Raw genomic sequence first — 26,542 nt, 5'->3', positions numbered from 1 at the left:
AATGTGGCTTTGGCAAGTTCAACAACAGGCAGTCATGTCTCGGGCGACGAATAGCTCACGTCTCGTCGAATCCGTCCTCTCGGGTCTGATCGTGCGTGATTGCGGCTTCTTCCTCATCATCGGGGAGGGCGTCGTCGCTGTCCTGGTACGCGTTATCGTCGTCCTCGTCCGGCAGATCGCCGTCTTTTTCGACGCCATAACGCATGTCGCCGTTTTCCGGCGCGGACTCTGGCAGGATCTCGCCGCCCTTGATTGCATCCCAATCCTGCTGCTCGATGGTCGGCCCATCCGCCCGCGGTGCGTCATCTTCGATGTCGGCGCCTGGTTTGTTGCGAGGTGCCATGCTGGCCTCCAATCGTTGAAGAACTGGAGGCGAAACTCGGCGTGCCGGCGTTTGTTCCGGACCCGAAGTGCAAAGACCGGGCGTGCTCCTGGATTGTCGACGGCTGGCGTGTCAGCCCAGCCCCGCCAGCACCGCGGCCGCGGCCCGCACGGTTGCCAAGTTGCCGCGCAAATGGAGAACGCATTGCGGCGACCCCTTACTTGCGAAGTTGCTAAAATAATGAAATGTTGTCCGCGGGAAATGAAATGAGGCAGGGACTGGTTGGAACCGGCGCGGTTTCGACGGTTTTGGAAACCATGTATTTTGGACAGTTTCTCGTAGGAATGTCAGCCACGGCCGTCATCGTCGCGGTCTGGACCTATATGACCACCGGCTCCTTCTGGGAGGCATTTGCCTGGACGATAGCGACGCTGCTTGTCCTGCAGGTCGGCTACTTCGTGCTCGTCGTGAGGCTGATCTTCAGGCGCGCACATGACATCGTGCCGAGCCAGGATCCGGTAGACGCCTTTCCGCCATTGCATCGCGACGGTGTCCAGCTTTGAGACCGGGTGACCGGGACCGATCAGGAATGGCGTTTCCATACCAGGCCGTCCACTCGAGCGCGTGCGCCCGGGCAAACTCGGGGAACGTCGCCACCAGCGCGATCACGACCGACGGCAAGGTGTTTGGTCGCTGAGACGGCGCCTTCTGAGCATATCCCTGCTGGAGATTTCGGCCCAGCGTTATCATGGGAGGATGCATGCGCGACCGCTCCGCATTGTGCTCAGGCCGACAGGTTGGGAACAAGTGCTGATGCTTCGCGTTCTCTGGCAGTGTCGATGAGGTTGCCGCCTCCATCGGTACTGTTATGGCTCGCTCTGCTCCCGGCGGGGCGAGCCCTTTTCGTGCCGGAGCCTTTCAAATCATCCAGATGAAGAGGCGGATGCGCGGCCGATTTGGCGCACTGGTGCTCAGATTGAATTTTTTCCCTCTAAATATCCGTACATATCTGTGCAAGTTTTCAAACTCTTGAACGCTGTCTGCCGAACGTTTGATCAGCAACCAATCAATATCCAGTCTGCAATCGTAATATCTCCAATTCTGAAGTTACGATGGAACCGCATGGCAGCGGTGGAGTTTTTATGGAGGGCGGAATTCAGTTATCACTAGGAGATGGCCATGAGACTTTATCTTACGAGCGCGGCGACCGCCGTCGTCCTGATGGGCGGGATTGGTGCGGCGCTGGCGGAAAACGTCGTCGTCGTCCAGCCGGAGCAGGAGACAGTCGTTCGCGAATACATCAAGAGAGAACCGCTTGCCTCGGTGAACCTTCTGGGCGTCGAGCTCAAGCTCGGCTCGTCGGTGCCGGATACGGTCGAACTGCGTGAGGTGCCCGACGTCAAATACCGCGTCGCGGTGATCAACGACCAGACGGTCCTCGTCGATCCGGAGACCCGCCAGATTGTTGAAGTGCTGCACTAGGGATCCCGCAGTACTGGACCTTGGGAAAAACCCGCCCCGAACGTCGCGTCGGGGCGGGTTTCCTTTGCCGCGACCCGCGATGGCCTATTCGGCGGCCAGTCTATCCTGCGTCTTGGTCTCGAAATCGCTGGCGTCGTGGCGTTCATGCAGTTGCATGGCAGGCTCACCGAAGGCGCGGTTGACCATGCGGCCGCGCTTGACCGCCGGGCGGGCGTCGATGGCCTTCGCCCAACGCTGCACATGCTTGTACTCGTGCACCGACAGGAACTCGCCGGAATCATTGTACATGCGGCCGAGTGCCAGCCCGCCATACCAGGGCCACACCGCCATGTCGGCGATGGAATAGTCCTTGCCGCCGAGATATTCAGTCTCGGCCAACCGGCGGTCGAGCACGTCCATCTGACGCTTCACCTCCATCGAGAAGCGATCGATGGCATATTCGAACTTTTCCGGCGCATATGCATAAAAGTGGCCGAAGCCGCCGCCCAGATACGGCGCCGAGCCCATCTGCCAGAACAGCCAGGACAGCACCTCGGCGCGGGCCGGCTGTTCGGTCGGAAGGAATTCGCCGAACTTTTCGGCGAGATAGACCAGGATCGAGCCGGATTCGAAGATGCGCACCGGTGTGGTGCCACTGTGGTCCATCAGGGCCGGAATCTTGGAGTTTGGATTGACCTCGACGAAGCCGCTGCCGAACTGGTCGCCATCGTTGATCCGGATCAGCCAGGCATCGTATTCGGCACCCTTGTGGCCGCGCGCCAGAAGCTCTTCCAGCATGACGGTGACCTTGACGCCGTTCGGCGTCGCCAGCGAATAGAGCTGCAACGGATGCTTGCCGACAGGCAGTTCCTTGTCATGCGTCGGCCCGGCGATCGGCCGGTTGATGCTGGCAAAGGCTCCGCCGCTCGGCTTGTTCCAGGTCCATACTTTCGGCGGTGTGTAGTCGGTCATTTCGTGGCCTCGTGTCGGGGAAGGATGGCAGGTCGCCATAAACTAGGGCTGCGGATGTGTAAGTTCAACTTGCGTTGAACTATTATCGATGCCCGCAGTGCCAACATCGGCAATTGGGCTCTTCTCTTACCCTTGCGCCTTCTCCTGCGTGGCATACCTATAGAAGATGTCGCCAAAGCCCACCCAGGACAAAAGCATGACCATCAATCCTAATCCGCGCTCGGTCGTTGCCGTGCGGGCCACTGTTCCCGAAGATGCCTTTACGGCCGGGGCGCTCGGCACGCTCAGGGAAGGCAGCGGCGTCGTCATTCGCAATGACGGGCTGGTGCTGACCATCGGCTATCTCATCACCGAAGCGGAAGAGGTCTGGCTGACCAGCCATGACGGCCGCGTCATCCCCGCGCACGCGCTGGCCTACGACCAGGAATCCGGCTTCGGCCTGGTGCAGGCGCTGGCGCCGCTCGGCCTGCCGGCGGTGGCGCTGGGCGATGCCGGCAAGGCCAGGATCGGCGACGCCGTGGTGCTGGCCGACGGCATCGGCCAGTCGGTGCAGGCCAGGATCGTCACCAAGCAGGAATTCGCCGGCTATTGGGAGTATCTGCTCGACGAGGCGATCTTCATTGCGCCGGCGCACCCGTCCTGGGGCGGTGCCGGGCTGTTCGGCGCCGATGGCTCGCTGCTCGGCATCGGTTCGCTGCGCCTGCAGATGAGCCGCAATGGCGAGGTCGCCGACATCAACATGGTGGTGCCGATCGATCTGTTGCCGCCCATACTCGACGATCTCCTGACGCGCGGCCAGGTGGCCAAGCCGCCGCGGCCATGGCTCGGCGCCCTGTCGGCCGAAAGCGATGGCAGAGTGGTGGTGATGAGCGTGACCGAAGGCGGTCCGGCGGCCAAGGCTGGCCTGCGCCAGGGCGACATCATCTCGGACATCCGCGACGGCGCGGTCGATGGACTCGCCGATTTCTATCGCAAGCTGTGGGAGAGCGGCTCGGCCGGTGCCGAGATTCCGATGCGGGTGCTGCGCGACGGCCGCGAAACCTGGCTGCGCGTCAAGTCCGCCGACCGCGGCAGTTTTCTGAAGAAGCCGCAGCTGCAATAGCGCGTCAGCCACGCGATGCATCCAAGACTGCTCAAAACCTTCCTTGCGGTGGCGCGGAGCCGCAACATCACGCGGGCCGCAGAAGTGGTCCACCTCGCGCAATCGAGCGTCAGCGACCAGATCCTGGCGCTCGAGGCCGAGCTTGGCGCTGCCCTGTTCACGCGCGCGAAGTCCGGTCTCGAGCTGACGCCGGCAGGCCTAGCGCTGAAGCCGATCGCCGAGGATTTGTTGCGGCTCGACGGCGAGGCGCGCGCGGCCGTGCAGCCAGCGGCAGGACAGACAAGCGGGCACCTGACCATCGGCGCGCTGGAGACGATCGCGTCGGCCAGGCTGGCGCCTTGGCTGCCCGGGTTCCAGGCCGGCCATCCCGACATCACCGTGCGGATGAAGGTGGCGGGCAGCGGCGCGCTGCTGCGCCAATTGGAGGATGGCGACATCGATGTCGCGTTCTGCTTCGACCGCCGTGATTTCGCGAAGGGCGCGTCGGATAAACACTTCGCCAGGCGCACGATAGCAGCCGAACCGCTGGTGCTGGTCGCGGCTCCGGGGCAGGGCAGCGTGCCAGGCGACCTTGCCGCGCTTGGCGAACTGCAGTTCGTGGCAACGGAGCCCGGATGTATCTACCGACACATGTTCGACACGGCCTTTGCCGAGGCGGGCGCTGCCGCACCCAGACTTGCCAACGAGGTCGGCAGCATCGGCGCCATTGCGCGGCTGGTGGCGGCCGGCGCGGGGCTCGCCCTCGTTCCACGCCTGGCCGTCACGGATGCGCTGGCACGCGGCGACATTGTCGAAATGCGATGGCCCGGCCAGATGCGGACAGCGCCGCTGGTGATGATCTGGCGCCGCCGGCGCGTCCAGCTGCCGGCGCTTAAGCAATTGCTCACTGCCGCGCGCGACACGCTGGTGCCGGCCCTGCAGCCCGCCAAGGCTGGTTCAGGACTTGAATCGTCGAACCGCTCCAAGGCCTTGTTTGCAAACAACTCCTGACGGAAGCAGCGGCGGTTCAGATCAGGCGGTGGCCGCCCTCGACATGCAGCGTCGTTCCCGTGGTAAAGCCATTGCCGATCAGGAAGGCAATGGCGTCGGCGATATCATCGGGTTGGCCAATCCGCCCGGCCGGCAGCCGCTTGGCCATCGCGGCTAACGTCTCGTCCTTCCTGTCGCCGGCCACTTGCGCCCAGATCGTGGTGTCGACCCAGCCGGGTGACACGGCATTGACGCGGATCGGCGCCAACTCGACCGCCAGCGCCCGCACGAGGCCTTCGAGCGCTGCGTTGACAGCAGCAACGACGGAGCCGCGTGCGGCTGGGCGATAGGCGGCGATACCGGAGACGAAGGTCATGGAGCCGGATGCTGCCAGCCGCGGCGCACCGTGCTTGGCGAGCAGCAGCGGGCCATACAGCTTGCTCTCCGCCACCCTTTGCGCCGCCTTCAGGTCAAGCTCCGGCAGCAGCCGGTAGGCGCCTTCGATGTCGGCTGCGGTGCAGACGATGTGGTCGAGTCCGCCAATCGCTGCGAACAGCGCCGAGACCTGGTCTTCGCGCGCGATGTCGACGACGGCCGTCTCCAGCCCGGCGGGATTGCCGAGCGCCTCGCGCGCCTGCCGCAGCCGGTCTTGGCCGCGCCCGGCGATGACAACCGCCGCACCGGCCTCCACGCAGTGCCGGGCCAGCGCCAGACCCATGCCGGAGCCGCCGCCGACGATCAGGATTTTCTGTTTCGAAATGCTCATTTCGCTCTGCCTTTGCTTGGATGGACAAGGGCAGGAATTGGCAGTTCGGCGCGACAGAAGGAAACGGAAGAAACCGATAGTGCCATCGGAAAGGCCGATGGAGCAGGGCGGACGAGCGCCGTCTCTGGCTCAGCGCACCAGCGGACTTTCCCAGACGACAAACAGCAGAGCTTTCAGCTGGGCAAAGCGCTCCGGCCCAAGTTCGGTGCGCCATTCCTCCTCGATGTCGCGCAGGATATCGACCATTTTCCAGAACGCGGCATGACCGCGTTCCGTGGATCGCACCACGCGCGCACCGCCATCGCCGGGAATGTCGGAGCGGACGAGGTAGCCGTACCCTTCGAGACTGCTGAGCAGCTGGTTGATGGCCTGTTTGCTCATGCCGGCACGCTCGGCGATGGTGCCGGGCCGCGCGCCGTCCGGTCCGGGAAACTGCAACACCGCCATATGCGGCAGGCGCAATTCGTCGAAACCGGCGGCGTTGAGCTCCTTGATCAGCCGCCGCTGGATCGCTTGTGCCGGCACGCGCAGCAGGGCGCCGATCAGCAGGTTCTCGGTCTTGGTCTGTAGAACTTCCGTTGAGGTGGGCATTGACGATCCGGTAAATTGAGTTTACTGATAGCGAGTAAATGTAATTTACCGGAGGGGTTTGCGCAATGTCGGTCATGAATCTTCAGGTCAATCCAGCCAATGAGACCATCGGCGACAAGGGGCTGTCGATTCGCTTCCTGGTGACGGGCGACAGTTCGAACGGCAGCATCGCCGCCTTTGAGTTGAGGGTTGCCAGCGGACTGCGCCTGCTGGCGCCGGCGCACAGCCATGATCACTACGAAGAGACGATCTACGGCATTGAAGGGGTGCTGACCTGGACCGTCGACGGCAAGCCGATCGAGGTCGGACCGGGAGAAGCGCTGTGCATCCCGCGTGGCGCAGTCCATCGCTTCGACAACAATGGCAGCGCGGATGCGAAAGCGCTGTGCGTCGTCACACCAGCGGCGATCGGTCCGGACTATTTCCGCGAGATATTCGCCATGTTCCACGCCGCCGCCGGCGGTCCGCCGGACAAGGCTGGGATGATGGACATCATGCGCCGCCACGGGCTGACGCCGGCAGCGCCGCCGCCAAGCTGAAGTCGGTCGAAGAGGCGTCGATCACGCGCCGCAAGCGCTGAAGGTGGTGCCGGGGTTCCAGTCCTTGAAGGCGATGGTCTGGCCTTCGACCGAGACGTTCCTGTGCTTGGTGCTGCCGTCCGGCTGCTTTTCGCTGCTGGTGCCTTTGCCGGTCAGCACATTGTACGCGCAGGCGCTTTCGGCATTCTCCTTCAAATAGTCATAGTGGTCATAGGCGAAGCCGGCGACGATGAAGGCATCATTGCGCCAGGCGATGGTCAGCGTCATGTCGGTCCGTTCGCTGCCGATCTCCATCGCTGGCAGGTAGAATTTGATCGAGCCGTTGGGCAGCATCGTCAGTTCCGGCTCGGTGTCGGAGTTCTCGTAGCCCGCCCGCTCGTAGCCGTTCCATTCCCCTTGGATCTGCTCGTGCACGATCTCGACGGGTTTGAGGTAATTGTGCTCCTTGTCCCTGAGGAAGAAGTGGACGTCCATCGGATGGCCGGGTTCGGTCTCCACCACCATGGCAAGATCGACGGCGCCGTCGCCATTGAAATCGCCAGTCACAGCCGTGATGATCTTCCGGGTTTCGATCGGCTCGGCGAGGGTGGCCGTGGGGAGAAACAACATAAAGGCGAGCAACAGAGATTTCATGGCGTATTCCCCCGGGAGCGAGACGGCGTGCCCGAGCACGAGCATGGCAGGTATTCCGGGACTTTCTACAGTGGGGCGGGAAGAAAAATGTTCGGGCCGACGGGCGCGAAGGAACGCCGTCCGCGCCTGCCAAGTTTGCTGCCGGAAACTGATGCAATTCATGCCACGATGCTGGCCAATGACGATGGGCATGATGCCGGAGGCAGGACGACAGTGAGAGCGATGACGCGAGCGGCAACAGCATCGAACGGACAGGCCGACTGATGGCGCCGATCAAGGTCGATCCCGCCAAGGTTCATGAATTTGCGGATCCTGCCGGCTTCTACGCCTGGCTGAGCAAGCACCACGCCACGGAAACCGAAGTCTGGATCAAGGTGCACAAGGTGGGGTCGGGATTGAAATCGATCACCCCCAAGCAAGCCATCGACGTGGTGCTGTGCTTCGGCTGGATCGATGCGGTGCGCAAAGGGTTGGACGACAAGAGCTTCCTGCAGCGCTACACGCCGCGCGGCAGGAAGAGCATCTGGAGCCTGATCAACATCGACAATGTGGCGCGGCTGGTCGAGGAGGGCCGCATGACCGAGCATGGGCTCAAACAGGTCGAAGCGGCGAAGGCGGACGGGCGCTGGGCGCGCGCCTATGGCAGCGGCAAGGAGATGAAAATTCCCGATGATTTGCAAGCGGCCATAGACGCCGAACCCGCTGCGAAGGCGATGTTGGCAAAGCTCAGCGCGCAAAACCGCTTCGCGCTCGCCTTCCGCATTCACAACATGAAGACGGAGGCCGGGCGCAAGAGGAAGATCGAAGCGTTTGTGGCAATGCTGAAGCGCGGTGAGACGATCCATCCGCAAGGCAGGAAGTGAGGTTTGGCGCGAGTTCGTCTTCGGCGCCGCAAGCCTGTCCTCAAGGGATCCCTCGTTGCGCGAAGCGCTTCAGGATTTGAATCGCGAAATTGTTCCAACTGCTTGTTTTCGCGCAATTGGGGGTCGGCGTGGCGCGGCCGCTTCAGCAACGACATCGCTGGTGGACGGAGGAGGGCACGGCGGCTACCCTTCGAAAGCCGCGACGATCGAGCGGCGGACCGGTCGCTGGGAGTCGTTGCCGTTGAGAAGAGTTGCTTCGTGGACGATGGCGCTGGGTCTCATTGTCATCGTCGCGTGTGTGGGAGCCGGGGTCACGCTTGCCCAGACTTCGCCCGATCAGACTTCTCCCGACTTGGCTTCCCCCTCGGCCTCGCCGGCAAAAGAGATCTCGGTCGGGATAAAACAGGCGCCGCCTTTTGCGTTCAAGCTGCAGGACGGCAGCTGGTCGGGATTGAGCATCGACCTCTGGCAGAAAATGGCCGGGCGGCTCAACCTGCGCTTCCACTATGTCGAAGTGCCTGCCGTGCAGGACCAGATCGATGGTGTCGTCAGCGGCAGGTTCGATGCGGCGATGGCCGCGATCACGGTCACGGCGGACCGCGAAAAGGCCGTCGACTTCACGCAGCCCTTCTTTACGACCGGGCTCGGCATCGCGACGCCGCTCAACAACCAGCCGTCATGGCGGCCGGTGCTGCATGCCCTGACGTCGTTCGGCTTCCTGCAGGCGGTTCTGGCGCTGGTCATCATATCGGTGGTGGTCGGCGTCCTCATCTGGATGTTCGAACGCCGGCACAATGACGATTTCGGCGGCGGCGTCGCCAAGGGACTGTTTTCCAGCATGTGGTGGTCGACCATCGCCGCGACGCAGGCCAGCACCGGTGATTTCGGCCCGCGAACCGTGCCGGGGCGCGTGCTGGCCGCGCTCTGGATGATGGGATCGATCATCGCGATCGCGGTGTTCACCGCGGGTGTCACATCGGTGCTGACGGTGACGCAGATGGAAGGCATGGTGCAGGGCGAAAGCGATCTCGCCGCGGTCAGGGTCGGCGCGGTGCAGAGCTCGTCGACGGCGTCCTATCTGGATTCGACCCAGATCCGTCATCAGGACTTTGCCTCGATCCAGCAAGGCCTCAACGCGCTTCGCGCCGGCAAGATCGACGCGCTGGTGCACGACAAGCCGCTGCTTGGCTGGCTGGTCGGGCAGAATTACGCGACAAGCCTGCAGGTTCTCGATGCGACGTTCGACCAGCAGCAATATGCCATTGCGCTGCCGCTCGGCAGCCCGTTGCGCAAGTCTCTCGATGTCGCCCTCCTGCAGACCATCGAAAGCGATTGGTGGAAGCAGGCCGTCTTCCAGTATCTGGGCGAGAAGTAGCCGGCAGCAATTTCAGCGGTGCTATGCGCTGGAAGAACCGCCGTCGCTATCCGAGAGTGGCGGCCTGTCTTTCAGGATTGATGGTTGGTGTCACTGGTCCAGGTCGACCGGTGTCACGCCAAGAAGTTTCAGGGCATTGGCATAGGTCCGGATGCCTTGCGCCTGCTTGCGCTCGGCACAGAACCGGTTCGCCTTGTCCTGGAGTGCCGTTGCCTCGGCGATCTGGCTCGCACTGGCACCGGGTTTGGCTTTGGTCTGGATGGCTCCGTCGAGTTGAAGACCGAGCCGGCTGCAATATTCGCTCCGGGTGACCGCCGCATCCGACTGTGCGACCGCAAGCACGGCGAGCGAAATGCCTGTCAGGGCACCCTTCCATCCGGTCGAACGTCGTTGCATGTTTCGGGACCATTTCTTCGCGTTGTGCCGCAGGCCGCGTGACCGCCGCGAGGGTGGTTATGACAGGCGATGTTTTCGCGAGTTTTTCCCGGATGTTGAATCTTGTTTCTGGAGTGTGTCTGGCGGTGAAGCTGCCAATCTCCCCCACGAGGGGGAGATCGGCGGTGTGCGGCGCTTGCGCCTCTTCCTTTGCGGCTATCCTTCGCGTAAGGCGCCGGGCAAATCGTTTCACGCAAGCAAAATTCCCCGGACACCGCATGATCAGACTTGAAAGCATCAGCAAGCAGAACGGCCGTCAGCTTGTCTTCATCGAAGCGTCGGCGTCCCTGCAGAAGGGCGAGAAGGTCGGCCTCGTCGGGCCGAACGGCGCCGGCAAGACGACGCTGTTTCGCATGATCACCGGCCAGGAGCAGCCAGACGAAGGCCAGGTGCAGGTCGATCGCGGCGTCACCATCGGCTATTTCAGCCAGGATGTCGGCGACATGGAAGGCCACAGCGCTGTCGCCGAAGTGATGAACGGCGCCGGGCCGGTCAGCGAAGTCGCGGCCGAGATGGCAGCGCTCGAGGCGGCCATGGCCGATCCCGAGCAGGCCGACCAGATGGACGAGATCATCGAAAAATACGGCGAGGCGCAGCACCGCTTCGAGGAACTCGACGGTTATGCGCTGGATGGCCGCGCCCGCGAAGTGCTGGACGGTCTCGGCTTTTCGCAGGAGATGATGGACGGCGATGTCGGAAAGCTGTCCGGCGGCTGGAAGATGCGCGTGGCGCTGGCCCGCATCCTGTTGATGCGGCCCGACGCCATGCTGCTCGACGAGCCGTCGAACCATCTCGACCTGGAGAGCCTGATCTGGCTGGAATCTTTCCTGAAGAACTATGATGGCGCGCTGTTGATGACCTCGCACGACCGCGAGTTCATGAACCGCATCGTCAACAAGGTGGTCGAGATCGACGCCGGTTCGCTGACCGCCTATTCCGGAAACTACGAATTCTACCAGCAGCAGCGGGCGATCGCCGACAGGCAGCAGCAGGCTCAGTTCGAGCGCCAGCAGGCGATGCTGGCCAAGGAGATCGCCTTCATCGAGCGCTTCAAGGCGCGCGCCTCGCATGCCGCGCAGGTGCAGAGCCGGGTGAAGAAGCTGGACAAGATCGACCGCGTCGAGCCGCCGAAGCGCCGCCAGACCGTGTCCTTCGATTTCCTGCCGGCGCCGCGCTGCGGTGAGGATGTCGTCACGCTGAAGAACGTCCACAAGGGCTATGGCAGCCGCAGCATCTATGAGGGGCTCGATTTCCAGGTCCGCCGCCGCGAGCGCTGGTGCATCATGGGCGTCAACGGCGCCGGCAAATCGACGCTTCTGAAGCTGGTCGCCGGCGCTTCCGAGCCCGATACCGGCACGGTCGCGCGGGGCCCAAGTGTCAAGATGGGCTATTTCGCCCAGCACGCCATGGAGGTGCTGGAAGGCGAGCGCACCGTGTTTCAGACACTGGAGGACGCGTTTCCCCAGGCCGGCCAGGCGCCGCTCAGGGCACTTGCCGGCTGCTTCGGTTTTTCCGGCGACGAGATCGAGAAGAAGTGCCGCGTGCTGTCAGGCGGCGAGAAGGCGCGGCTGGTGATGGCGCTGATGCTGTTCGACCCGCCCAACCTTCTGGTGCTGGACGAGCCGACCAACCATCTCGACATCGCCACCAAGGAGATGCTGATCACGGCACTTTCGCAGTATGAGGGCACCATGCTGTTCGTCTCGCACGACCGGCATTTTCTGGCGGCGCTCTCCAACCGCGTGCTGGAGCTGACGCCCGAAGGCATCCACACCTATGGCGGCGGCTATACGGAATATGTCGAGCGGACGGGGCAGGAAGCGCCGGGCCTGAGGAGCTAGCTCTTACCGCAGCGAGATGCTCATGCCACTGAGGTCGGCGTTGACCTGCAGGCCGACCTGCCTGCCCGTCAATTCGAGCTGGGCGCCCTTGTCATTGGTCATGACGATCACCTGAGCCCCTTTGCCAAGCGCGCCGCCACCGCCCGCCGCACCGTAGACCCCGGTCACATCCCGCGCACGTTTGATGTGGCGCACGGTACCTCGGAAATAGGTCTTGGAGACGCCGAAGGCGAGACCGCCCGAGACGCCGCCGACCGAGATGGGATAGCGGCGGCCATGGAAGGTCAGCGTTCCTTCGCCTCCGGAGCCACCGACGAAGAAGGCCGCCTTGTAGACGGCGAAGCGGATCGTGCCGCTGTCGGCATGCGCGGCGCTGGCAAAGCCGATGCTTGCGGTGGCGATGGCGGCAACCGCGATGGAACGAAATCCGGATGAAATCTTCATGGTGAGAACTCCTCAATGTCGCCGCTTTGCCGGCCGGGATGTCAGCGTGGGATCAAAGCTACAACTGAACAGTCTCGCCCGTGGTTTGGTTCCAGGCCCCGTGATTTGGTTCCAGGCATCGTTCGAATCCGGCTGCGGGAAGGCCGGGGAGAGGGCGGCGGGTTGCGGAGGGTGGGGAGGGCACCTGACCGCAGCTATCGCCTTGTGGGATGAACAGGTCTATGCAGGCCCTTCACAAGGCTTAGGAGAGGCTTCGGATGAGAAACGCAATCTGCCTCGCATTGACTGCGGCAGTGGCTGGGTGCGCGACCTCCCCGGTCGACTATGAGGCGTCGCTTTCGCAGCAGGACCAGAAATGGGCCTCCCCGGCATGCCAGCAGGCCCGCAGGGCGGCTTCGGATTACGAGGCTCGCGAGAAAGAGCATCCGGGATGGGGTTTCGGCGTCCTGCTTGGTCCATACTCGATGGGGCTCGTCGCAGCCATCAAGGAGCATGAGCAGAAGCAACGAAAGCTGTTCGCCCGCGAAGTGCACCTGCAATGCTCAAGCCTGCCGCTGCCGAAGGAACTGCAGGGCGATTTGAACCCTGCCGTACCGCTGACCAAGTATCCATAGCCTGCCGCGCCTTCCGGCAGAAGGCGCCGGGGTGGCCGCCGTCATTGGCGGCACCTCGATCTTCGGCGGCCGCGGTGTCTACACCGGCACCATCCTCGGCGCCCTGATTCTGGCCGTGCTGACGACGCTGCTGACGATCCTGCAGATGCCGGAAGGGGCAAGGCGGATCTTGTCGGGCTGATCGTGCTGTTCGTGACGGCGGTTTATTTGAGGATTGTGGAGGAGAGATAGGGGCGGGTTGAGGTGAATGGCTGCTTTGGGCCGAATTCAGACAGGCAGCTTTTGGCGCAAGGATGCGAACTACTGCCGTTCAACCAATGATAAAGGCTCAGATCGAATTTTGGTGCTTCTTCAAAATTTGCACCTATTGAGGATGCGCCACGGCCAGCCCGCGAGGACCGATCCGCTCTCAAAAAGCGTGTACAGGTTGACAACACCTTGGCCGCTGCAACATCCTGCCGGTTTTTAGACTGGGAGGTAGCATGACTATTTCGATCAACCGCCGCACCTTTTCCATAGGCGCGGGCGCTCTGGCTTTGGCTGCGGCCGGATTTTCGCCGGCACGCGCGCGGCAGGCGTTTTTCCGCATCGGCACGGGCGGAACGTCCGGCACCTACTATCCGGTGGGCGGCCTGATCGCCAACGCCATCTCGGCAACCGGGGCGGCCGGCGTCGAAGGCTTGGTCGCCACCGCCACGTCCTCCAACGGTTCGGTGGCCAACATCAGCGCCATCCAGTCGGGCGCGTCCGAATCGGGCTTCACGCAATCCGACGTCGCCTACTGGGCGCATTCGGGCACCGGCCTCTATGAGGGCAAGCCCAAGGTTGACGACCTGCGCCTCATCGCGACGCTTTATCCCGAGACGATCCATTTGGTCGCGCGTGCCGACGCCGGCATTAAGTCGGTGGCGGATCTCAAGGGCAAACGCGTCTCTCTTGACGAGCCGGGCTCCGGCACCATCGTCGATGCGCGACTTGTGCTTGGCGCTTACGGTCTGGCTGAAAAGGACGTGCAGCCCGAATATCTCAAGCCTGGCCCGGCCGGAGAGCGGCTGCAGGATGGCGCCATGGACGCTTATTTCTTCGTCGGTGGTTATCCGACGGGCGCAATCGTTGAGCTTGCCACCACCAACAACATCACGCTGGTGCCGATCACCGGCCCGGAGGCCGACAAGCTGCTGTCCGAGCAGAAGTTCTTCTCCACCGATACCGTGCCGGAAGGCACCTACAAAAATGTCGGCGAAACCAAGACCATTTCCGTCGCCGCTCAATGGGTGACCAGCGCCAAGCAGACCGACGACCTCGTCTACAAGATCGTCAAGTCGCTTTACAGCGACGAAACCCAAAAGGCCCTGCAGGCAGGCCACGCCAAGGGCAAGCTGATCACGCTCCAGAACGCGGTTACCAGCGCTGGCATTCCGTTTCATCCCGGCGCAGAGAAATTCTACAAGGAAGTCGGCACCCTGAAATAAGAGCCATTTGGACCGGCTGACAACAACGAGGCGGAAGGGATGCTTTCCGCCTCTTTTGTCTGGAAATTCAGGACACGGAACCGGCCATGAGCGATGACGACAAGATCAAGCTTTCCGCAATGGAGTTCGATGAGGAGAACGCTCGCGAACTGGAGGAGAAATTCGACTCCGAAATCCGCTTCCGGCCACTGACCCGTGTCGCGGGCTGGCTGGTCGGCTTCCTCCTGGTGGCGCTGTCACTGTTTCACTACTACACCGCCGGTTTCGGCCTGCTGCAAGAAATGCTGCACCGGGGCATCCACCTGTCGATGGTGCTGGCGCTGATCTTCCTCGTCTTCCCGCTGGTGAAGAAAAGCTACGACCAGCCCGCGCGGTCCAGCCTCCTGCGGCCGCTCGGCATACCCCTTTTCGACTGGCTGCTGGCGATCGCTGCGGTCGTCGTCGTCATGCACGTGCCTATGATCCCGCTCGACGACCTTGCCTTCCGCGTCGGCAATCCCACGGCGCTCGACGTGGTGTTCGGCCTTATCCTCATCCTGCTTCTGCTGGAGGCGACGCGCCGCTCCGTCGGCATCCCGCTGCCCATCATCGCCGTCGTCTTCATGGCCTACGCGCTGTTGGGGCGGTACATGCCGAGCATTCTGGTGCACCCCGGCGCGTCCGTCTCCCAGCTTGTCGATCACCTTTATTTGACGACGCAGGGCATCTACGGCATCGCGCTCGGCGTCGTCGCCACCTACGTCTTCCACTTCGTGCTGTTCGGCGTCTTCGCCACCCGCATTGGCCTCGGCCAGCTCTTCCTCGACTGCGCGGCGTGGGTCGCCGGCCGCTACGCCGGCGGTCCCGCCAAGGTGTCGATCTTCGGCTCGGCGCTGTTCGGCATGATTTCCGGCTCGTCGGTCGCCAACACCGTTACCGTCGGCTCGCTGACCATCCCGGCGATGATCAAGCTCGGCTACAAGAAACATTTCGCCGCAGCGGTGGAAGCGGCGTCCTCGACCGGCGGTCAGGTGACGCCGCCGATCATGGGCGCAGCGGCCTTCCTGATGATCGAATTTCTCGAACTGCCCTACACGACCATCATCCTTGCCGCCATCGTGCCCGCCTTCATGCACTTCTTTGGCGTGTTCATGCAGGTGCATTTCGAGGCCAAGCGAACCGGCCTCAGGGGGCTCAGGCCGGACGAGATGCCCGATGTCGTCGAGGCGCTGAAGCGGGACTGGCCGACGATCATCCCGCTCGTCGTTCTCATCGGCGTTCTGCTCTCGGGCTACACGCCCTACATGGCCGCCTTCTGGGGCATCACCTTGTGTATTCTCGTCGGCTTGCTCAATCCGCGCCGGCGCATGTCGGTCGCCGACATCGTGACGTGCCTGCGCGACGGCGCCAAATATGCGCTCGCAGTCGGAGCCGCTGCCGCAACCGTCGGCATCGTCGTGGGCGTCGTCACCCTGACCGGAGTGGGCTTCAAGCTGTCCTACATCGTCACATCGACGGCCGGACACCTTTCCCTTCTCTTCGGCACCTTCATCCCCGAGGCGATCTTCTCGGCCCAGGGCCTGACCCTATTGTTCACCTTGATCATGACTGGCGTCGTCTGCATCCTGATGGGCTGCGGCATCCCGACGACCGCGAACTACATCATTATGGTGACGATCGCGGCGCCGGCGCTTGTCATGCTCGGCACCGAGCCGATCGTCGCTCACTTCTTCGTGTTCTATTACGGACTGCTGGCGGACATCACGCCACCGGTGGCGCTGGCGGCGTACGCCGCCGCTGGCATGGCGGGGGCGGACCCGTTCAAGACCGGCAACACCGCCTTCCGGCTGGGGATGGGTAAGGCACTGGTTCCTTTCGTGTTCGTCTTCTCACCGTCCCTGCTGCTGGTGACGAAGGATTTCACCTGGCCGAACTTCTTCCTCGCCTTTTTCGGCTGCGTGCTGGGCATCACCTGCCTGGGCGCCGCGCTATCGCGCTATCTTCTGGTGCGCACACGCCCATGGGAAAACGTGCTGCTCGTGTTCGCCGCCCTGCTTCTGGTGGCACCCGAACTCTATTCCTCGCTACTCGGCGTGGCGCTTTTGGTCCCGGTCCTGCTGCGCCAATGGAACGCACGCCACACTGAAGAGGCGCAACCAGTCTGATCAGCGCCGCTCCAACGCAATCCTTCCCGGAGTTTCGACGTCGCGCATATGCGGTGGGCGGACGGAAAGATGAGAGGGCGGACCATCGACATTCCGCTGCGGGTTCTCGGCGCCGAGCGAGCTTCAGCCTAGTCGCGAAGATGTCCGCTCGTGAGAAGAGGCGATGAGCCGTGGCGATGACCGGCATGGGGCGCAAATCAGACCCTCCTCCCGGTCGAATCCAACAGCGGTTTTTGGCCTTCTTAGAATTACGAGAATTACGGGAATTACGGTGACAGTGCACCTTTTACCCTGCCATGTGTCCGCCTATCCCCCCGCCAATCGCGGCAGCAGAAAAATCTCCGCCCCCTCCGGCAGCTTCTTCGACCACGTATCGCGATAGATCGTCCCGTCGATCGCAACGGCGATGCCCTTGTCGATCAAGGGCTCGAGGCCGGGATACTGTTCAGCCAGCTTCCTGAACAGCTCCCTTATGTCCTTGGCCTCGATCTCGACCTTGCTGTTGCCTCCGGCGGTCGCGGCGAGCGAGCCCCAGAGCGTTACTTCGACCATTCCCGTTCCGCCTCGATCGCGGCAAGGATGCGCGGCGGCGACATCGGGATGTGCGTCATGCGCACGCCCGCGGCGTTCGACACCGCATTGGCGATCGCCGCCAGCGGCGGCACGATCGACGTCTCGCCGACGCCGCGCACCCCGTAAGGGTGGTTGGGGTTAGGGATTTCGAGGATCTGGGTGTCGATCATCGGCAGGTCCGAGCAGACCGGGATGCGGTAGTCGAGGAAGCCGGCGTTCTGCAGCCGCCCGTCCTTGCCGTAGATATACTCCTCGTTGAGCGCCCAGCCGATGCCTTGCGCGGCACCGCCCTGGTACTGTCCCTCGACATAGGTCGGGTGCACCGCCTTGCCGGCATCCTGCACGACCGTGTAGCGGACGACCCTGGCGGCGCCGGTATCGGGATCGACCTCGATATCGCAGATATGGGTGGCGAAGGAGACGCCGGCGCCATCGGCGACGAGCTCGCTGTGGCCGGCGATCGGTCCGCCGGTCTTGCCCGACTCGACCGCGATCTCCTTCAGCGACAGCTTGCCGAGATTGCCGTGCTTCTCGCCCTTGGCGATCGCGTGGCCCTTTTCCCAGACCACGTCGTCGACGGCAATGTCCCACATCTGCGCGGCGCGCTCGCGCAGGATCTTGATCGCGTTGCGAGCGGCCGAGATCGTTGCCATGGAAGAGGAGAAGGTGCCGCGGCTGCCGTCCGTCATGTCGTTGTAGCCGAGGCTGGACGTGTCGGCGACGATCGCCTTGACCTGGGAATAGTCGATGCCGAGTTCCTCCGCCGCCACCAGGGACAGCGACGCGCGCGAGCCACCGACGTCCACCGTGCCGACGGCAAGCGAGACCGAGCCGTCCATGCCGATGTTGAGGTCGGTGCAGGTCTGGCCGCCGAAGTTGAACCAGAAGCCGCAAGCCATGCCGCGGCCCTGGTTCTTGCCCAGCGGCGCCTTCATGTGCGGATGGCTCTTCACCGCCTCAAGCGTCGGGCCGATGCCGATCGGTCCGTAGACCGGACCGTAGGAGGACCGTGTGCCTTCCTGCGCGGCGTTTTTGATCCGGAAGTCGACCGGGTCCATGCCGATCTTCTTGGCCAGTTCGTCGACCGCGCTTTCCACCGCGAAGGCTGCCATGGGTGCGGAAGGCGCGCGATAGGCCGCGGTCTTCGGCCGGTTGACCAGCACTTCGTAGCCGACCGTCTTGACGTTATCGAGCTTGTAGCAGGCGAACGCGGTCATGGCGCCGATCTCGGCCCAGGAGCCGGCATACGGGCCGCAGCTGTAGCGCAGCGTCGCTTCGGCGGCGGTGATCGTGCCGTCCTTGCGGGCGCCGATCTTGACGTCGATCGAGGTGGCGCTGGTCGGGCCCGAGGCGCGGAACACCTCGTCGCGGGTCATCACCAGCTTCACCGGCCGTCCTGCCTTGCGCGACAGCGCCAGCGCCACCGGCTCGGCCCAGACATGGGTCTTGCCGCCAAAACCGCCGCCGATCTCCGAGGAGGTGACGCGCAGTTTCGAGGCTTCCATGCCAAGCAACTGGGCGCAGTGCTGGCGGTAGACGAAATGGCCCTGCGTGCACACCCAGAGGTCGGCGGTGCCGTCGGAGCTGAAATTCGCCACGCAGGCATGCGGCTCGATATAGCCCTGGTGCGTCTGCTCGGTCTTGAAGGAGCGCTCGACGATGAAGTCGGCGTGCCCGAAACCCTGATGGACATCGCCATGGCCAAACTGGCTGCGCTTGGTGACGTTGGAGGGTTTTACCGGCTTTTCCTCAAGGCCCTCGGTGAAGATGGCATCATTGATCAAGGGCGCCGTGTGCTTCGCCGCCTCGTCGACATCGGTGACGTGCGGCAAAAGCTCGTACTCGATCTCGATGAGCTTCAGCGCCTGCCTGGCGGTGCGGGCATCGATCGCGGCGACCGCGGCCACTGCGTGGCCGTCATAGAGCGCCTTCGTGCGCGCCATGCAATTGTCGAGGACGTCGTACATGGCGGCATCGCCATCGGTGAGGTCGGGCAGGTCGGCCGCGGTGATCACCGCCTTGACGCCGGCGAGCTTTTCCGCCTTCGAAATGTCGATCTTGACGATCCTGGCGTGGGCGTGCGGGCTTCTCAGAACACGCCCGACCAGCTGGCCGGCCATGTTGAAGTCGGCGCCGTAGCGCGCGCGGCCCGTCACCTTGTCGATGCCGTCGGGACGGATCGGACGCGTGCCGACGGAGGCGAATTTACGTCCGGAAAAACGTGGATCGAAATTCATCTCAGGCTCCCTTCATCACGATGGCCGCATCCTGGACGGCGCGCACGATCTTGTCGTAACCGGTGCAGCGGCAGAGATTCCCGGCAAGGCCGAAGCGGATTTCCTCCTCGGTCGGGTCGGGGTTCTTGGCCAGGAGGTCCTTGGCCGCGATCAGGAAGCCCGGCGTGCAGATGCCGCATTGCAATGCGGCGTGCTCGAGGAATTTCTGCTGCAGCGGGTGCAGCGTATCGCCATGCGCCATGCCCTCGATGGTCTCGACGCGACGGCCTTCAGCCTCGGCGCCGAGCACCAGGCATGAGCACACCAACCGGTCATCGAGGATGATCGAGCAGGCGCCGCAGTCGCCGGTGCCGCAGCCTTCCTTGGCGCCCGTCAGCCCCAGCCGATCGCGCAGGACGTCGAGCAGCGTCTCGTCGGGCTGGCACAGATACTCGACAGCATCGCCGTTGATTGTCGTTGAAACTGCAATTCCAGCCATCATTTGCCTCCTGCACGTGCATAGGCTGATGTGGCGGCCCGCTGGGCCAGCACACCCGCAACTTTTCGTCTGAATTCGATAGTGCCGCGCTTGTCGTCGATGGGACGGCAGGCGCCCGCACAGACCTTGGCGAGCCGCTCCAGCGTCGCCTCGTCCAGCCTGGAGCCGACGAGCACCTCCGCGGCCTCTTCAACCAGAAGCACCGTCGCCGCCACGGCGCCCAGCGCCACGCGGGCCGATTTGACGACACCGTGCTCGTCGAGCGTCAGGTTCACCCCGGCGCTGACCACCGCGATGTCCATCTCGGTGCGTGGAATGAAACGCAGATAGGCATCGCCAGACCGCGGCTCGCGCTTGTCGAGCAGGATCGCCTCGATGATCTCGCCTTTGGCCAGCGACGTCTTGCCCGGCGCGGTCGGCACGCTCTGTACGGGGATCGTGCGCCTGCCCGCCGGCCCGACGACCACTGCCTTGGCGCCGGCGGCAACCAGCGCCGGCACGCTGTCGGCAGCCGGCGAGGCGTTGCAGAGATTGCCCACGATGGTGCAGCGGCCCTGCACCTGCTTGGAGCCGATCAGCTTGGCCGCCTCGACGACACCAGGCCATGCCTTCTTGAGGGCGGTGTTCTCTCCCAGGACGGCGCAAGGGACCGCGGCGCCGATGCTGAAGCCTTCAGCCGTCTCCCGGATCTCGCTCAAGCCATCGATCGCCTTGATGTCGACGATCAACTCTGGTTCGGCAAAGCCGCCCTTCATCCTGACCAGGAGGTCGCTGCCTCCCGCGAGGATGGCGGCCGTACCAGCCGACCCGGCCAACTGGCCAACGGCATCTTCTATTGAAAGCGGACGTATGTAGCGCATCGTCTCCCCTTGGTCATCGCGATTTCAGCGACCGTTATAAACAGTCTCCTCATAATGGCTATCCGGTTCGTCATCTGCGGCGATTAGGCCAGGCGCCGCAATATCCAGTCCAACAGGCCGAAAGTGGCGCACTGAATGGCAGCAACCGGCTTTGGGTCGATTTTCGTGAAACTTCGGTCTGGATCAAGTGCGCTCATTCGCTTTTGTCCGCTTTTGGACCGGAACGGCCCTTAAGCCGGCAGAGCCGCTGCTTGGCCGCCCCGGCTGAAGCTCCCTGTGTTCGGCGGCCGCCCGAAACGCCTGCGGCGGCTGGCCAAGGGTACGCAGGAAGGCGCGCCGCATGCGTCCGGGATCGCCAAAACCGGCGGCTTCGGCGATGCGCTCAAGCGGGAGATGGCTGGTCTCGATCGCCGTGCGGGCCGTCTCGAGGCGCATGCGCTCTACCGCCTTTGCCGGCGTGAAGCCGGTCTCGGACGTGAAGGCGCGGGCGAAGTTGCGGGGACTCATGGCCGCGTGATCGGCCAGGCATTCGACGGTCAGCGGTTCGGCCAGGTTTGCCCGCACCCACTCGATCAGCGCGGCGAAGCGGCCGGTTCGCCCGCCCAGCTCGACGAAGGCCGAGAATTGCGACTGGCCGCCCGGCCGGCGCTGGTGCATGACGATCTGCTGTGCGGTGCGGCGCGCCACTTCAGCGCCAAGGTCATCTTCGACGAGGGCAAGCGCCAGGTCTATTCCGGCCGAGATGCCGGCCGACGTCCAGATGTCGCCATCCCTGATGAAAATACGCTCGGCATCCAGCCTGACCTTCGGGTAGCGGCGGTGGAAGTCGTGACTGCTGGCCCAGTGCGTGGTGGCGCGGCGGCCGTCGAGCAATCCCGCCCGTGCCAGCAGGTACGCGCCGGTGCAGACGCTGGTGGTGCGCCGCGCCGGCACCCGCCTCAACCAGGCGACGATCTCTTCCATCGCCTCGATGGAACGGATGATTTCGCCGCCCGATACGATGACGGTGTCGAAAGGGCCGTCGCGCAGAGGTCTGGTGAGAAGCTTCAGGCCAGAGGAGCTTTCAACGTCGCCGCCGCCGGGCGACAGCAAAACCAACTCATAGCTGTCCGGGCGGCAGCGCTCCGCAATCTCGAAGACGGTTGTCGGCCCGGCCGCATCCAGAAGCTGGAAACCGGGGTGAACGACGACGGCAACGTGCCTGCGCATGGCAGTATTCGCCCGATTTATGTCATTTCGGACGAAACCTAACGCCGGTAGCCTCGTCGTCAAGCCATCTGGAGACCGGCAAAAGTCCTGGACGAAACGCTGCGTGCCATCGCTGCCCGCCATGGTGCCCGCACGGCAGACTTCGTCGCCATGCAACTCGAATATCCCCGGCCACGCGCATCGCCGTGACGTCGCGAAGTCGACGGGCATCTGACCGGCTCGGGGGGACTTTTCACGGCAAGGGAGTGACTGATGAAAGCATTGATCGCCGGGGCCGGTATCGGCGGCCTCACCACTGCTCTGTTCCTGCATGAGACAGGCATCGAGGTCGAACTTTTCGAGCGGGCCGACGACATCCGCGAACTTGGCGTCGGCATCAACATGCTGCCTCACGCTGTCAAGGCGCTGGCCGGGCTTGGGCTGATGCCGGCGCTCGACGCGGAGGGCGTGAGGACACGCGAGCTTGTCTACACCAACCGCTTCGGCCAGATCGTATGGCAGGAATTGCGGGGCATCGATGCCGGCTATGAGGTTCCGCAAATCAGCATTCATCGCGGCAGGCTGCTGGGGCTGATTCACCGGGCCGTGGTGAACAGGCTTGGCGGCGACGTCATCAGCACGGCAAGCCGTGTCGATGCTTTCGAGCAGAACGAGGGCGAGGTCGTGGCGCATTTCCGCCGGCATGACGGCTCGCGTGGCGAGGCCCATGGCGACCTGCTCATAGGCGCCGACGGGATCCATTCCGCCGTCAGGGCCGTGCTCTATCCCGAAGAAGGGCCGCCGATCTGGAACGGCACGATGCTGTGGCGCGGCGCCACGCCGTGGCCGGTCTGGAGCGACGGGCGCACCATGGCGGTTGCCGGCGGCAATTTCGCCAAGTTCGTCTATTATCCGATCGAGCCGGATCGCGAAGAGACCAGGCTGACGAACTGGGCGGTGATGGCCAATACCGGTGATAGCGGCACATCACCGCTGCGTCCCGGCGACTGGAGCCGCCCGGGCGTGATCGACGATGTGCTGCCCTTCGTGCGTGACCGGTTTCAGCTTGATTTTGTCGATCCTGCCTCGATCATCCAGGCAACGGATGGCTTCTACGAATATCCGAACTGCGACCGCGACCCGCTGCCACGATGGTCGTTCGGGCGGGTGACGCTGCTCGGCGATGCGGCGCATCCCATGTACCCGGTGGGGTCGAACGGAGCCAGCCAGGCAATACTCGACGCTGGTTGCCTTGCGATGCATCTGGCCGCAGGACCGACCGTCGAAGCCGCGCTAACACGGTATGACGGGGAGCGGCGGCCGGCCACATCGGCCATCGTGCTCGCCAATCGGCAAGGCGGACCGGAAGCGGTCATAGACATGGTCGAGGCCCGGGCGCCGCATGGGTTTGATGACATCGACGCCGTCGCTTCGCGCGAAGAACGCAAAAGCGTGGTACGCGGCTATGCGTCCCTGGCCGGGTTTGCAAAGCCGAATTGATCGCGAGTGGCGCGTTTTTGCAGGCTACAGGTTTGCCTCGGCGAAGATGCGCGAGGCCCAGTCGAGGAAGACGCGAAGGCGCGGCGAGAGCTGACGGTTCTGCGGGTAGAGCGCCGACAGCGGCGTCGGCGATGGCGGGTAGTCGGCCAGCACCTCGACCAGCGTCCCATCGGCAAGATCCTTCTCGAAGCGATAGCGCGGCGCCTGGATGAGGCCGAGGCCAAGCCGCGCCAGGTCGGCGGCGGTATCGGAATTGTTGGCGGTGACGCGGCCGGGCAGCCGCACCTCACGGATATTGCCGGCGACAGTGAATTCGAACGGAAGGGTCTCTCCGGTGCGCGACGAGACAAAGCCCACCGCCTGGTGACCGTCGAGCGCATCGGGGGAGGCGGGCGTGCCGTGGCGCTCGAGATAGGCGGGGCTGGCGCAGGTGATCTCGCGGATCATCGCGAGCCGCCGCATGATCATGCCGCTGTCGGGCGGCTCGCCGACGCGGATCACGCAGTCCACGCCTTCACGCACGAGATCGACCAGCCGGTCGCTCTGGCCGATCTGCAGGTCGATGCGGGGATAGCGGTCGAGAAACTCCGGCAGGCGCGGCAACAGGAATGTGCGGGTGAGCAGCGTGCTGGCGTCGATGCGCAGCAGGCCGAAAGGCTCGGCGTTGCGGAAGGCGGCCTCGGCATCCTCGATCTCGGCCAGGATCGACAGGCAGCGCCGATAGTAGGCTTCACCATTCTGGGTGGCGTTCACCTGCCGCGTCGTTCGTTCCAGCAGCCGTGCGCCGAGATGCTCCTCCAGCCGCCGGATGGCTTCCGTCGCGGTTGAGCGCGGCAGGCCGAGATCGGCCGCGGCAGCGGTGAAGCTGCGCCGCTCCAGAACGCGAACAAAGAGCCGCATCGTGTCCAGCCGATCCATGCTCTTTGTTCGCAGTTTCCGAATAGTGATGTCAATGGGTGGATGATTATCCGGAATTCGGCTTGGCCTATATCCGTGTCACCAACACGGAGAGACTTCGATGACAAATCAAACCAGAACCGCCATCGTGACCGGCGCCTCCAAAGGCATCGGCGCCGCCATCGCACAGCGGCTCGCCCGTGACGGCGTCGCCGTTGTCGTCAACTACGCACGGGGCCGCGCGGAGGCCGAAGAACTGGTCCGCGCGATCGAGACCGGCGGCGGCAGGGCGATCGCCGTGCAGGCCGATATCGCCAATCCGAACGGCATCGCAGTGCTGTTCGACGCCGGCGAGAAGGCGTTCGGCGGCATCGACATCCTCGTCAACAATGCCGGCATCATGAAGATTTCGCCGATCGCGCAGACCGACGATGCTTCCTTCGACACCCAGATCGCGATCAATCTCGGCGGCGTGTTTCGCGGCATGCGGGAAGGTGCGCGCCGGCTTCGCGACGGCGGCCGCATGGTCAATTTTTCCAGCAGCGTCGTCGGTCTCTACCAGTCGGGCTACGGCGTTTACGCCGCCACAAAGGCGGGTGTCGAGGCGATGACCCACATCCTGGCCAAGGAGCTTGGCGCGCGCCGTGTCACCGTCAACGCGGTGGCGCCCGGACCGATCGAGACCGCGCTGTTCACGGACGGCAAGAGCGAGGCGCAGATCGAGGCCATCGGCAAGATGATCCCGCTCGGCCGGCTCGGCCAGCCCGACGACATTGCCGGGCTGGTCTCGTTCCTGGCCGGTCCGGACAGCTTCTGGGTCAACGGGCAAATCATCCGCGCCAATGGCGGCGTGGTCTAAGGCGGCAACCAGGCCGGCTTGGCTCTCCTGACTGCCTGACTTCCACACTCGAAAAGCTAAGGAAACATCATGCCATTCGCCAACATCAAGCTACCGCAAGCGGCCCTCTCTAAAGCGCAGAAGGAAGACCTCATCCATCGAACGACCGCGATGTTCGTGGACTTTTTCGGTGAGGGCGTGCGCCCCTACACGATGGTGCTGGTCGAGGAGGTCGCCGACGGAGGCTATGGCCGGGCCGACGAAGTGTTCGTCGTGCCGGAAGTTTTTCGCGCGAAGGAGTAGTGCAGGGCTAGACCTCGAAGAGGTGCCTTTCACAAATTGAACCCTTGCCGCATCAGCCATCCTTCGTCGCACCGACCCAGTCGGCGGCCACTTCGGCAAACAGCCAGTCGCGGAACGCCTTGATCTTTTTCTGGCGCAGCGCGCCGTCACGGTAGACGACGTAGTAGCGCGAGGCGGATTTCAGCGCGAGATCGAAGGGACGAACCAGCCGCCCCGCAGCGAGGTCGGCCGAGACCAGCGCGCTTCGGCCGAGCAACACGCCTTCGCCATGCACCGCGGCTTCGACGGCGAAGGTGGCGGAATCGAAGCGCACGCCGCGCTTGGGATCGATGCCGTCCACGCCGGCCTGTTGCAGCCATGTTGCCCAGTCGATGCGAAAGGCGTCGTGGATCAGCTTGTGATGCCGGAGATCCCCGGGCTGGCGCAGCGGATGTTCGCCTTGCAGCAGTTCCGGGCTGCAGACCGGGAAGACCTCTTCATCAGCGAGAAACTCCGCCGTCACCCCGGTATAGCCGCCCTTGCCGTAGCGGATGGCGATGTCGATGCCGTCGCTGACGAAATCGGAAAGCACGCCCGAGGTCGACAGCCGCACGTCGATGTCGGCGTTTGCGCGGTGGAAGCGATGCAGCCTCGGCACCAGCCAGCGGCCGGCAAAACCGTCCGATGTGCTGACATTCAGGATGCCTGCCGTGCGGTCGGGCGTGGCGGCGATGGTGGCGGCGGCGATCTGGTCCAGCGCCGTCCTGACTTCCGATGCGTAGGCCGCGCCGACCGACGTCAGGCGCACGGACCTCGTTCCCCGATCGAAAAGTTGGATGCCCAGTCTGTCCTCGATGTTGCGGATGGCGCGGCTGACCGCGCCATGGGTGACGTTGAGCTCACCCGCCGCCTTGGAAAAACTCAGATGCCTGGCGGCGGCCTCGAAGGCGGGCAAGGCAGTGAGGGGCGGCAGTCTGCGCGGCATGGTCCACCTGTGAGTGTTGCTCACAAATCCTGCACAAAGAGTCGTTTGTCGTCCAGCCCGGAAATGTCCAATCTATAGGGGTAGCAGCGGATATTGATCGGCTTTCCCATCTCGCCGCTGCGCTGAACGACCAGAAACAGTGTGAGCAATCGTCATGCTTG

Annotated in this window: 28 protein-coding genes and 2 pseudogenes; 16 read left to right on the top strand and 14 right to left on the bottom strand. The window is 63.7% G+C overall.

Annotated features, from left to right (window positions below; genetic code table 11):
- Positions 1–55: 55 nt before the first annotated feature.
- Entirely contained in the window at positions 56–343 is a 288-nt protein-coding gene (locus M729_RS0104040) for a hypothetical protein (RefSeq protein WP_027160823.1), read from the bottom strand.
- Positions 344–666: 323 nt separating this feature from the next.
- Between M729_RS0104040 and M729_RS0104035 the strand changes: the two genes are divergently transcribed.
- Both M729_RS0104035 and M729_RS0104030 read left to right on the top strand, forming a co-directional pair.
- A complete protein-coding gene (locus M729_RS0104035) occupies positions 667–885 on the top strand; it encodes an exopolysaccharide production repressor protein (protein WP_224674556.1) in 219 nt (72 codons plus the stop codon).
- Positions 886–1,501: 616 nt separating this feature from the next.
- The gene (locus M729_RS0104030) at positions 1,502–1,804 is read left to right on the top strand and encodes a DUF1236 domain-containing protein (protein WP_013530629.1); all 303 of its coding nucleotides are present in this window, start codon (positions 1,502–1,504) and stop codon (positions 1,802–1,804) included.
- Between the two features lie 84 nt (positions 1,805–1,888).
- Here the strand turns inward: M729_RS0104030 and yghU are convergent, their stop codons facing one another.
- Entirely contained in the window at positions 1,889–2,755 is an 867-nt protein-coding gene (gene yghU, locus M729_RS0104025; protein ID WP_013530630.1) for a glutathione-dependent disulfide-bond oxidoreductase, read from the bottom strand.
- Between the two features lie 196 nt (positions 2,756–2,951).
- Between yghU and M729_RS0104020 the strand changes: the two genes are divergently transcribed.
- Positions 2,952–3,857 (top strand): S1C family serine protease, encoded by a 906-nt coding sequence (locus M729_RS0104020; protein ID WP_013530631.1) that lies wholly within the window; start codon positions 2,952–2,954, stop codon positions 3,855–3,857.
- Between the two features lie 15 nt (positions 3,858–3,872).
- Positions 3,873–4,847: a LysR family transcriptional regulator gene (locus tag M729_RS0104015; RefSeq protein WP_027160822.1), complete on the top strand. Its 975-nt coding sequence runs from the start codon at positions 3,873–3,875 to the stop codon at positions 4,845–4,847.
- 16 nt (positions 4,848–4,863) lie between these two features.
- Here M729_RS0104015 and M729_RS0104010 read toward each other — a convergent pair whose 3' ends face one another.
- Both M729_RS0104010 and M729_RS0104005 read right to left on the bottom strand, forming a co-directional pair.
- Positions 4,864–5,592, bottom strand: a complete 729-nt coding sequence (locus M729_RS0104010; protein WP_027160821.1) for an SDR family oxidoreductase — start codon at positions 5,590–5,592, stop codon at positions 4,864–4,866.
- Between the two features lie 129 nt (positions 5,593–5,721).
- The gene (locus tag M729_RS0104005) at positions 5,722–6,183 is read right to left on the bottom strand and encodes a MarR family winged helix-turn-helix transcriptional regulator (protein ID WP_024501721.1); all 462 of its coding nucleotides are present in this window, start codon (positions 6,181–6,183) and stop codon (positions 5,722–5,724) included.
- Between the two features lie 65 nt (positions 6,184–6,248).
- Between M729_RS0104005 and M729_RS0104000 the strand changes: the two genes are divergently transcribed.
- The gene (locus M729_RS0104000; protein WP_027160820.1) at positions 6,249–6,722 is read left to right on the top strand and encodes a cupin domain-containing protein; all 474 of its coding nucleotides are present in this window, start codon (positions 6,249–6,251) and stop codon (positions 6,720–6,722) included.
- 21 nt (positions 6,723–6,743) lie between these two features.
- Here M729_RS0104000 and M729_RS0103995 read toward each other — a convergent pair whose 3' ends face one another.
- A complete protein-coding gene (locus M729_RS0103995; RefSeq protein ID WP_027160819.1) occupies positions 6,744–7,355 on the bottom strand; it encodes a hypothetical protein in 612 nt (203 codons plus the stop codon).
- A 263-nt stretch (positions 7,356–7,618) separates the two neighbouring features.
- Here M729_RS0103995 and M729_RS0103985 point away from each other — a divergent pair, with 263 nt between their 5' ends.
- Together M729_RS0103985 and M729_RS0103980 are read left to right on the top strand one after the other, a co-directional pair.
- On the top strand, positions 7,619–8,218 hold the full coding sequence (locus M729_RS0103985; RefSeq protein ID WP_027160818.1) for a YdeI/OmpD-associated family protein: 600 nt from the start codon (positions 7,619–7,621) through the stop codon (positions 8,216–8,218).
- Between the two features lie 241 nt (positions 8,219–8,459).
- On the top strand, positions 8,460–9,593 hold the full coding sequence (locus M729_RS0103980; RefSeq protein WP_224621835.1) for a transporter substrate-binding domain-containing protein: 1,134 nt from the start codon (positions 8,460–8,462) through the stop codon (positions 9,591–9,593).
- 90 nt (positions 9,594–9,683) lie between these two features.
- Here M729_RS0103980 and M729_RS0103975 read toward each other — a convergent pair whose 3' ends face one another.
- Entirely contained in the window at positions 9,684–9,989 is a 306-nt protein-coding gene (locus M729_RS0103975) for a hypothetical protein (protein WP_027160817.1), read from the bottom strand.
- A gap of 257 nt (positions 9,990–10,246) precedes the next feature.
- Here M729_RS0103975 and M729_RS0103970 point away from each other — a divergent pair, with 257 nt between their 5' ends.
- On the top strand, positions 10,247–11,869 hold the full coding sequence (locus M729_RS0103970) for an ABC-F family ATP-binding cassette domain-containing protein (protein WP_027160816.1): 1,623 nt from the start codon (positions 10,247–10,249) through the stop codon (positions 11,867–11,869).
- Between the two features lie 3 nt (positions 11,870–11,872).
- Here the strand turns inward: M729_RS0103970 and M729_RS0103965 are convergent, their stop codons facing one another.
- A complete protein-coding gene (locus tag M729_RS0103965; protein ID WP_024501715.1) occupies positions 11,873–12,313 on the bottom strand; it encodes a hypothetical protein in 441 nt (146 codons plus the stop codon).
- 257 nt (positions 12,314–12,570) lie between these two features.
- Between M729_RS0103965 and M729_RS0103960 the strand changes: the two genes are divergently transcribed.
- The 4 genes and pseudogenes from M729_RS0103960 (at position 12,571) to M729_RS0103945 (ending at position 16,543) form a co-directional block, all read left to right on the top strand.
- Complete coding sequence (locus tag M729_RS0103960) at positions 12,571–12,927, top strand: hypothetical protein (RefSeq protein WP_027160815.1); 357 nt, start codon at positions 12,571–12,573, stop codon at positions 12,925–12,927.
- Positions 12,928–12,961: 34 nt separating this feature from the next.
- Positions 12,962–13,158: pseudogene (locus M729_RS1000000136850) on the top strand (ABC transporter permease); the annotation flags it as partial.
- 251 nt (positions 13,159–13,409) lie between these two features.
- The gene (locus M729_RS0103950) at positions 13,410–14,399 is read left to right on the top strand and encodes a TAXI family TRAP transporter solute-binding subunit (RefSeq protein WP_050596173.1); all 990 of its coding nucleotides are present in this window, start codon (positions 13,410–13,412) and stop codon (positions 14,397–14,399) included.
- An 86-nt stretch (positions 14,400–14,485) separates the two neighbouring features.
- On the top strand, positions 14,486–16,543 hold the full coding sequence (locus M729_RS0103945) for a TRAP transporter permease (protein WP_013530644.1): 2,058 nt from the start codon (positions 14,486–14,488) through the stop codon (positions 16,541–16,543).
- 306 nt (positions 16,544–16,849) lie between these two features.
- On the opposite strand, the gene M729_RS0103940 is transcribed toward M729_RS0103945, so the two are convergent.
- From M729_RS0103940 to M729_RS0103920, 5 genes are all read right to left on the bottom strand, one after another.
- Positions 16,850–17,095, bottom strand: coding sequence for a MoaD/ThiS family protein (locus tag M729_RS0103940; protein WP_024501711.1), 246 nt, complete (start codon positions 17,093–17,095; stop codon positions 16,850–16,852).
- Positions 17,083–19,353 carry a xanthine dehydrogenase family protein molybdopterin-binding subunit gene (locus M729_RS0103935; RefSeq protein ID WP_027160813.1) on the bottom strand — a complete coding sequence of 757 codons (2,271 nt, stop codon included), beginning with the start codon at positions 19,351–19,353 and terminating at the stop codon, positions 17,083–17,085. The genes M729_RS0103940 and M729_RS0103935 overlap by 13 nt, the downstream gene beginning before the upstream one ends.
- 1 nt (position 19,354) lies before the next feature.
- Positions 19,355–19,831, bottom strand: coding sequence for a (2Fe-2S)-binding protein (locus M729_RS0103930; protein WP_013530647.1), 477 nt, complete (start codon positions 19,829–19,831; stop codon positions 19,355–19,357).
- A complete protein-coding gene (locus tag M729_RS0103925) occupies positions 19,831–20,691 on the bottom strand; it encodes a xanthine dehydrogenase family protein subunit M (protein ID WP_027160812.1) in 861 nt (286 codons plus the stop codon). Before M729_RS0103925 ends, M729_RS0103930 begins: the two co-directional genes overlap by 1 nt.
- Positions 20,692–20,874: 183 nt before the next feature.
- Positions 20,875–21,900 carry a GlxA family transcriptional regulator gene (locus M729_RS0103920; RefSeq protein WP_027160811.1) on the bottom strand — a complete coding sequence of 342 codons (1,026 nt, stop codon included), beginning with the start codon at positions 21,898–21,900 and terminating at the stop codon, positions 20,875–20,877.
- A gap of 72 nt (positions 21,901–21,972) precedes the next feature.
- Between M729_RS0103920 and M729_RS1000000139135 the strand changes: the two are divergent.
- Together M729_RS1000000139135 and M729_RS0103915 are read left to right on the top strand one after the other, a co-directional pair.
- Positions 21,973–22,089, top strand: a pseudogene (locus M729_RS1000000139135) (transcriptional regulator); the annotation flags it as partial.
- A gap of 63 nt (positions 22,090–22,152) precedes the next feature.
- Entirely contained in the window at positions 22,153–23,379 is a 1,227-nt protein-coding gene (locus M729_RS0103915; protein WP_027160810.1) for a flavin-dependent oxidoreductase, read from the top strand.
- Between the two features lie 24 nt (positions 23,380–23,403).
- Here the strand turns inward: M729_RS0103915 and M729_RS0103910 are convergent, their stop codons facing one another.
- The gene (locus M729_RS0103910; RefSeq protein WP_027160809.1) at positions 23,404–24,297 is read right to left on the bottom strand and encodes a LysR family transcriptional regulator; all 894 of its coding nucleotides are present in this window, start codon (positions 24,295–24,297) and stop codon (positions 23,404–23,406) included.
- A gap of 100 nt (positions 24,298–24,397) precedes the next feature.
- On the opposite strand from M729_RS0103910, the gene M729_RS0103905 reads away from it, so the two are divergent.
- Both M729_RS0103905 and M729_RS0103900 read left to right on the top strand, forming a co-directional pair.
- A complete protein-coding gene (locus tag M729_RS0103905; protein WP_013530652.1) occupies positions 24,398–25,135 on the top strand; it encodes an SDR family oxidoreductase in 738 nt (245 codons plus the stop codon).
- 69 nt (positions 25,136–25,204) lie between these two features.
- On the top strand, positions 25,205–25,417 hold the full coding sequence (locus M729_RS0103900) for a 4-oxalocrotonate tautomerase family protein (protein ID WP_013530653.1): 213 nt from the start codon (positions 25,205–25,207) through the stop codon (positions 25,415–25,417).
- Positions 25,418–25,469: 52 nt separating this feature from the next.
- Here M729_RS0103900 and M729_RS0103895 read toward each other — a convergent pair whose 3' ends face one another.
- Positions 25,470–26,381 (bottom strand): transcriptional regulator GcvA, encoded by a 912-nt coding sequence (locus M729_RS0103895; protein WP_013530654.1) that lies wholly within the window; start codon positions 26,379–26,381, stop codon positions 25,470–25,472.
- Positions 26,382–26,542 lie beyond the last annotated feature (161 nt).

The sequence above is a fragment of the Mesorhizobium sp. WSM1293 genome, from assembly GCF_000513875.1.
GTDB lineage: Bacteria > Pseudomonadota > Alphaproteobacteria > Rhizobiales > Rhizobiaceae > Mesorhizobium > Mesorhizobium ciceri.
This window is presented reverse-complemented; position numbering and strand designations above follow the sequence as displayed.

Coding starts and splice junctions, on each gene's coding strand:
- M729_RS0103920 (WP_027160811.1), bottom strand. CDS start 21,900: ATGCGCAGGCACGTTGCCGTCGTCGTTCACCCCGGTTTCCAGCTTCTG.
- M729_RS0103945 (WP_013530644.1), top strand. CDS start 14,486: ATGAGCGATGACGACAAGATCAAGCTTTCCGCAATGGAGTTCGATGAG.
- M729_RS0104030 (WP_013530629.1), top strand. CDS start 1,502: ATGAGACTTTATCTTACGAGCGCGGCGACCGCCGTCGTCCTGATGGGC.
- M729_RS0104000 (WP_027160820.1), top strand. CDS start 6,249: ATGTCGGTCATGAATCTTCAGGTCAATCCAGCCAATGAGACCATCGGC.
- M729_RS0103960 (WP_027160815.1), top strand. CDS start 12,571: ATGAGAAACGCAATCTGCCTCGCATTGACTGCGGCAGTGGCTGGGTGC.
- M729_RS0103925 (WP_027160812.1), bottom strand. CDS start 20,691: ATGCGCTACATACGTCCGCTTTCAATAGAAGATGCCGTTGGCCAGTTG.
- M729_RS0103935 (WP_027160813.1), bottom strand. CDS start 19,353: ATGAATTTCGATCCACGTTTTTCCGGACGTAAATTCGCCTCCGTCGGC.
- M729_RS0103985 (WP_027160818.1), top strand. CDS start 7,619: ATGGCGCCGATCAAGGTCGATCCCGCCAAGGTTCATGAATTTGCGGAT.
- M729_RS0104015 (WP_027160822.1), top strand. CDS start 3,873: ATGCATCCAAGACTGCTCAAAACCTTCCTTGCGGTGGCGCGGAGCCGC.
- M729_RS0103970 (WP_027160816.1), top strand. CDS start 10,247: ATGATCAGACTTGAAAGCATCAGCAAGCAGAACGGCCGTCAGCTTGTC.
- M729_RS0104040 (WP_027160823.1), bottom strand. CDS start 343: ATGGCACCTCGCAACAAACCAGGCGCCGACATCGAAGATGACGCACCG.
- M729_RS0103950 (WP_050596173.1), top strand. CDS start 13,410: ATGACTATTTCGATCAACCGCCGCACCTTTTCCATAGGCGCGGGCGCT.
- yghU (WP_013530630.1), bottom strand. CDS start 2,755: ATGACCGACTACACACCGCCGAAAGTATGGACCTGGAACAAGCCGAGC.
- M729_RS0104020 (WP_013530631.1), top strand. CDS start 2,952: ATGACCATCAATCCTAATCCGCGCTCGGTCGTTGCCGTGCGGGCCACT.
- M729_RS0103930 (WP_013530647.1), bottom strand. CDS start 19,831: ATGGCTGGAATTGCAGTTTCAACGACAATCAACGGCGATGCTGTCGAG.
- M729_RS0103910 (WP_027160809.1), bottom strand. CDS start 24,297: ATGGATCGGCTGGACACGATGCGGCTCTTTGTTCGCGTTCTGGAGCGG.
- M729_RS0104010 (WP_027160821.1), bottom strand. CDS start 5,592: ATGAGCATTTCGAAACAGAAAATCCTGATCGTCGGCGGCGGCTCCGGC.
- M729_RS0103900 (WP_013530653.1), top strand. CDS start 25,205: ATGCCATTCGCCAACATCAAGCTACCGCAAGCGGCCCTCTCTAAAGCG.
- M729_RS0103895 (WP_013530654.1), bottom strand. CDS start 26,381: ATGCCGCGCAGACTGCCGCCCCTCACTGCCTTGCCCGCCTTCGAGGCC.
- M729_RS0103995 (WP_027160819.1), bottom strand. CDS start 7,355: ATGAAATCTCTGTTGCTCGCCTTTATGTTGTTTCTCCCCACGGCCACC.
- M729_RS0103940 (WP_024501711.1), bottom strand. CDS start 17,095: ATGGTCGAAGTAACGCTCTGGGGCTCGCTCGCCGCGACCGCCGGAGGC.
- M729_RS0103905 (WP_013530652.1), top strand. CDS start 24,398: ATGACAAATCAAACCAGAACCGCCATCGTGACCGGCGCCTCCAAAGGC.
- M729_RS0103975 (WP_027160817.1), bottom strand. CDS start 9,989: ATGCAACGACGTTCGACCGGATGGAAGGGTGCCCTGACAGGCATTTCG.
- M729_RS0103965 (WP_024501715.1), bottom strand. CDS start 12,313: ATGAAGATTTCATCCGGATTTCGTTCCATCGCGGTTGCCGCCATCGCC.
- M729_RS0104005 (WP_024501721.1), bottom strand. CDS start 6,183: ATGCCCACCTCAACGGAAGTTCTACAGACCAAGACCGAGAACCTGCTG.
- M729_RS0103915 (WP_027160810.1), top strand. CDS start 22,153: ATGAAAGCATTGATCGCCGGGGCCGGTATCGGCGGCCTCACCACTGCT.
- M729_RS0104035 (WP_224674556.1), top strand. CDS start 667: ATGTCAGCCACGGCCGTCATCGTCGCGGTCTGGACCTATATGACCACC.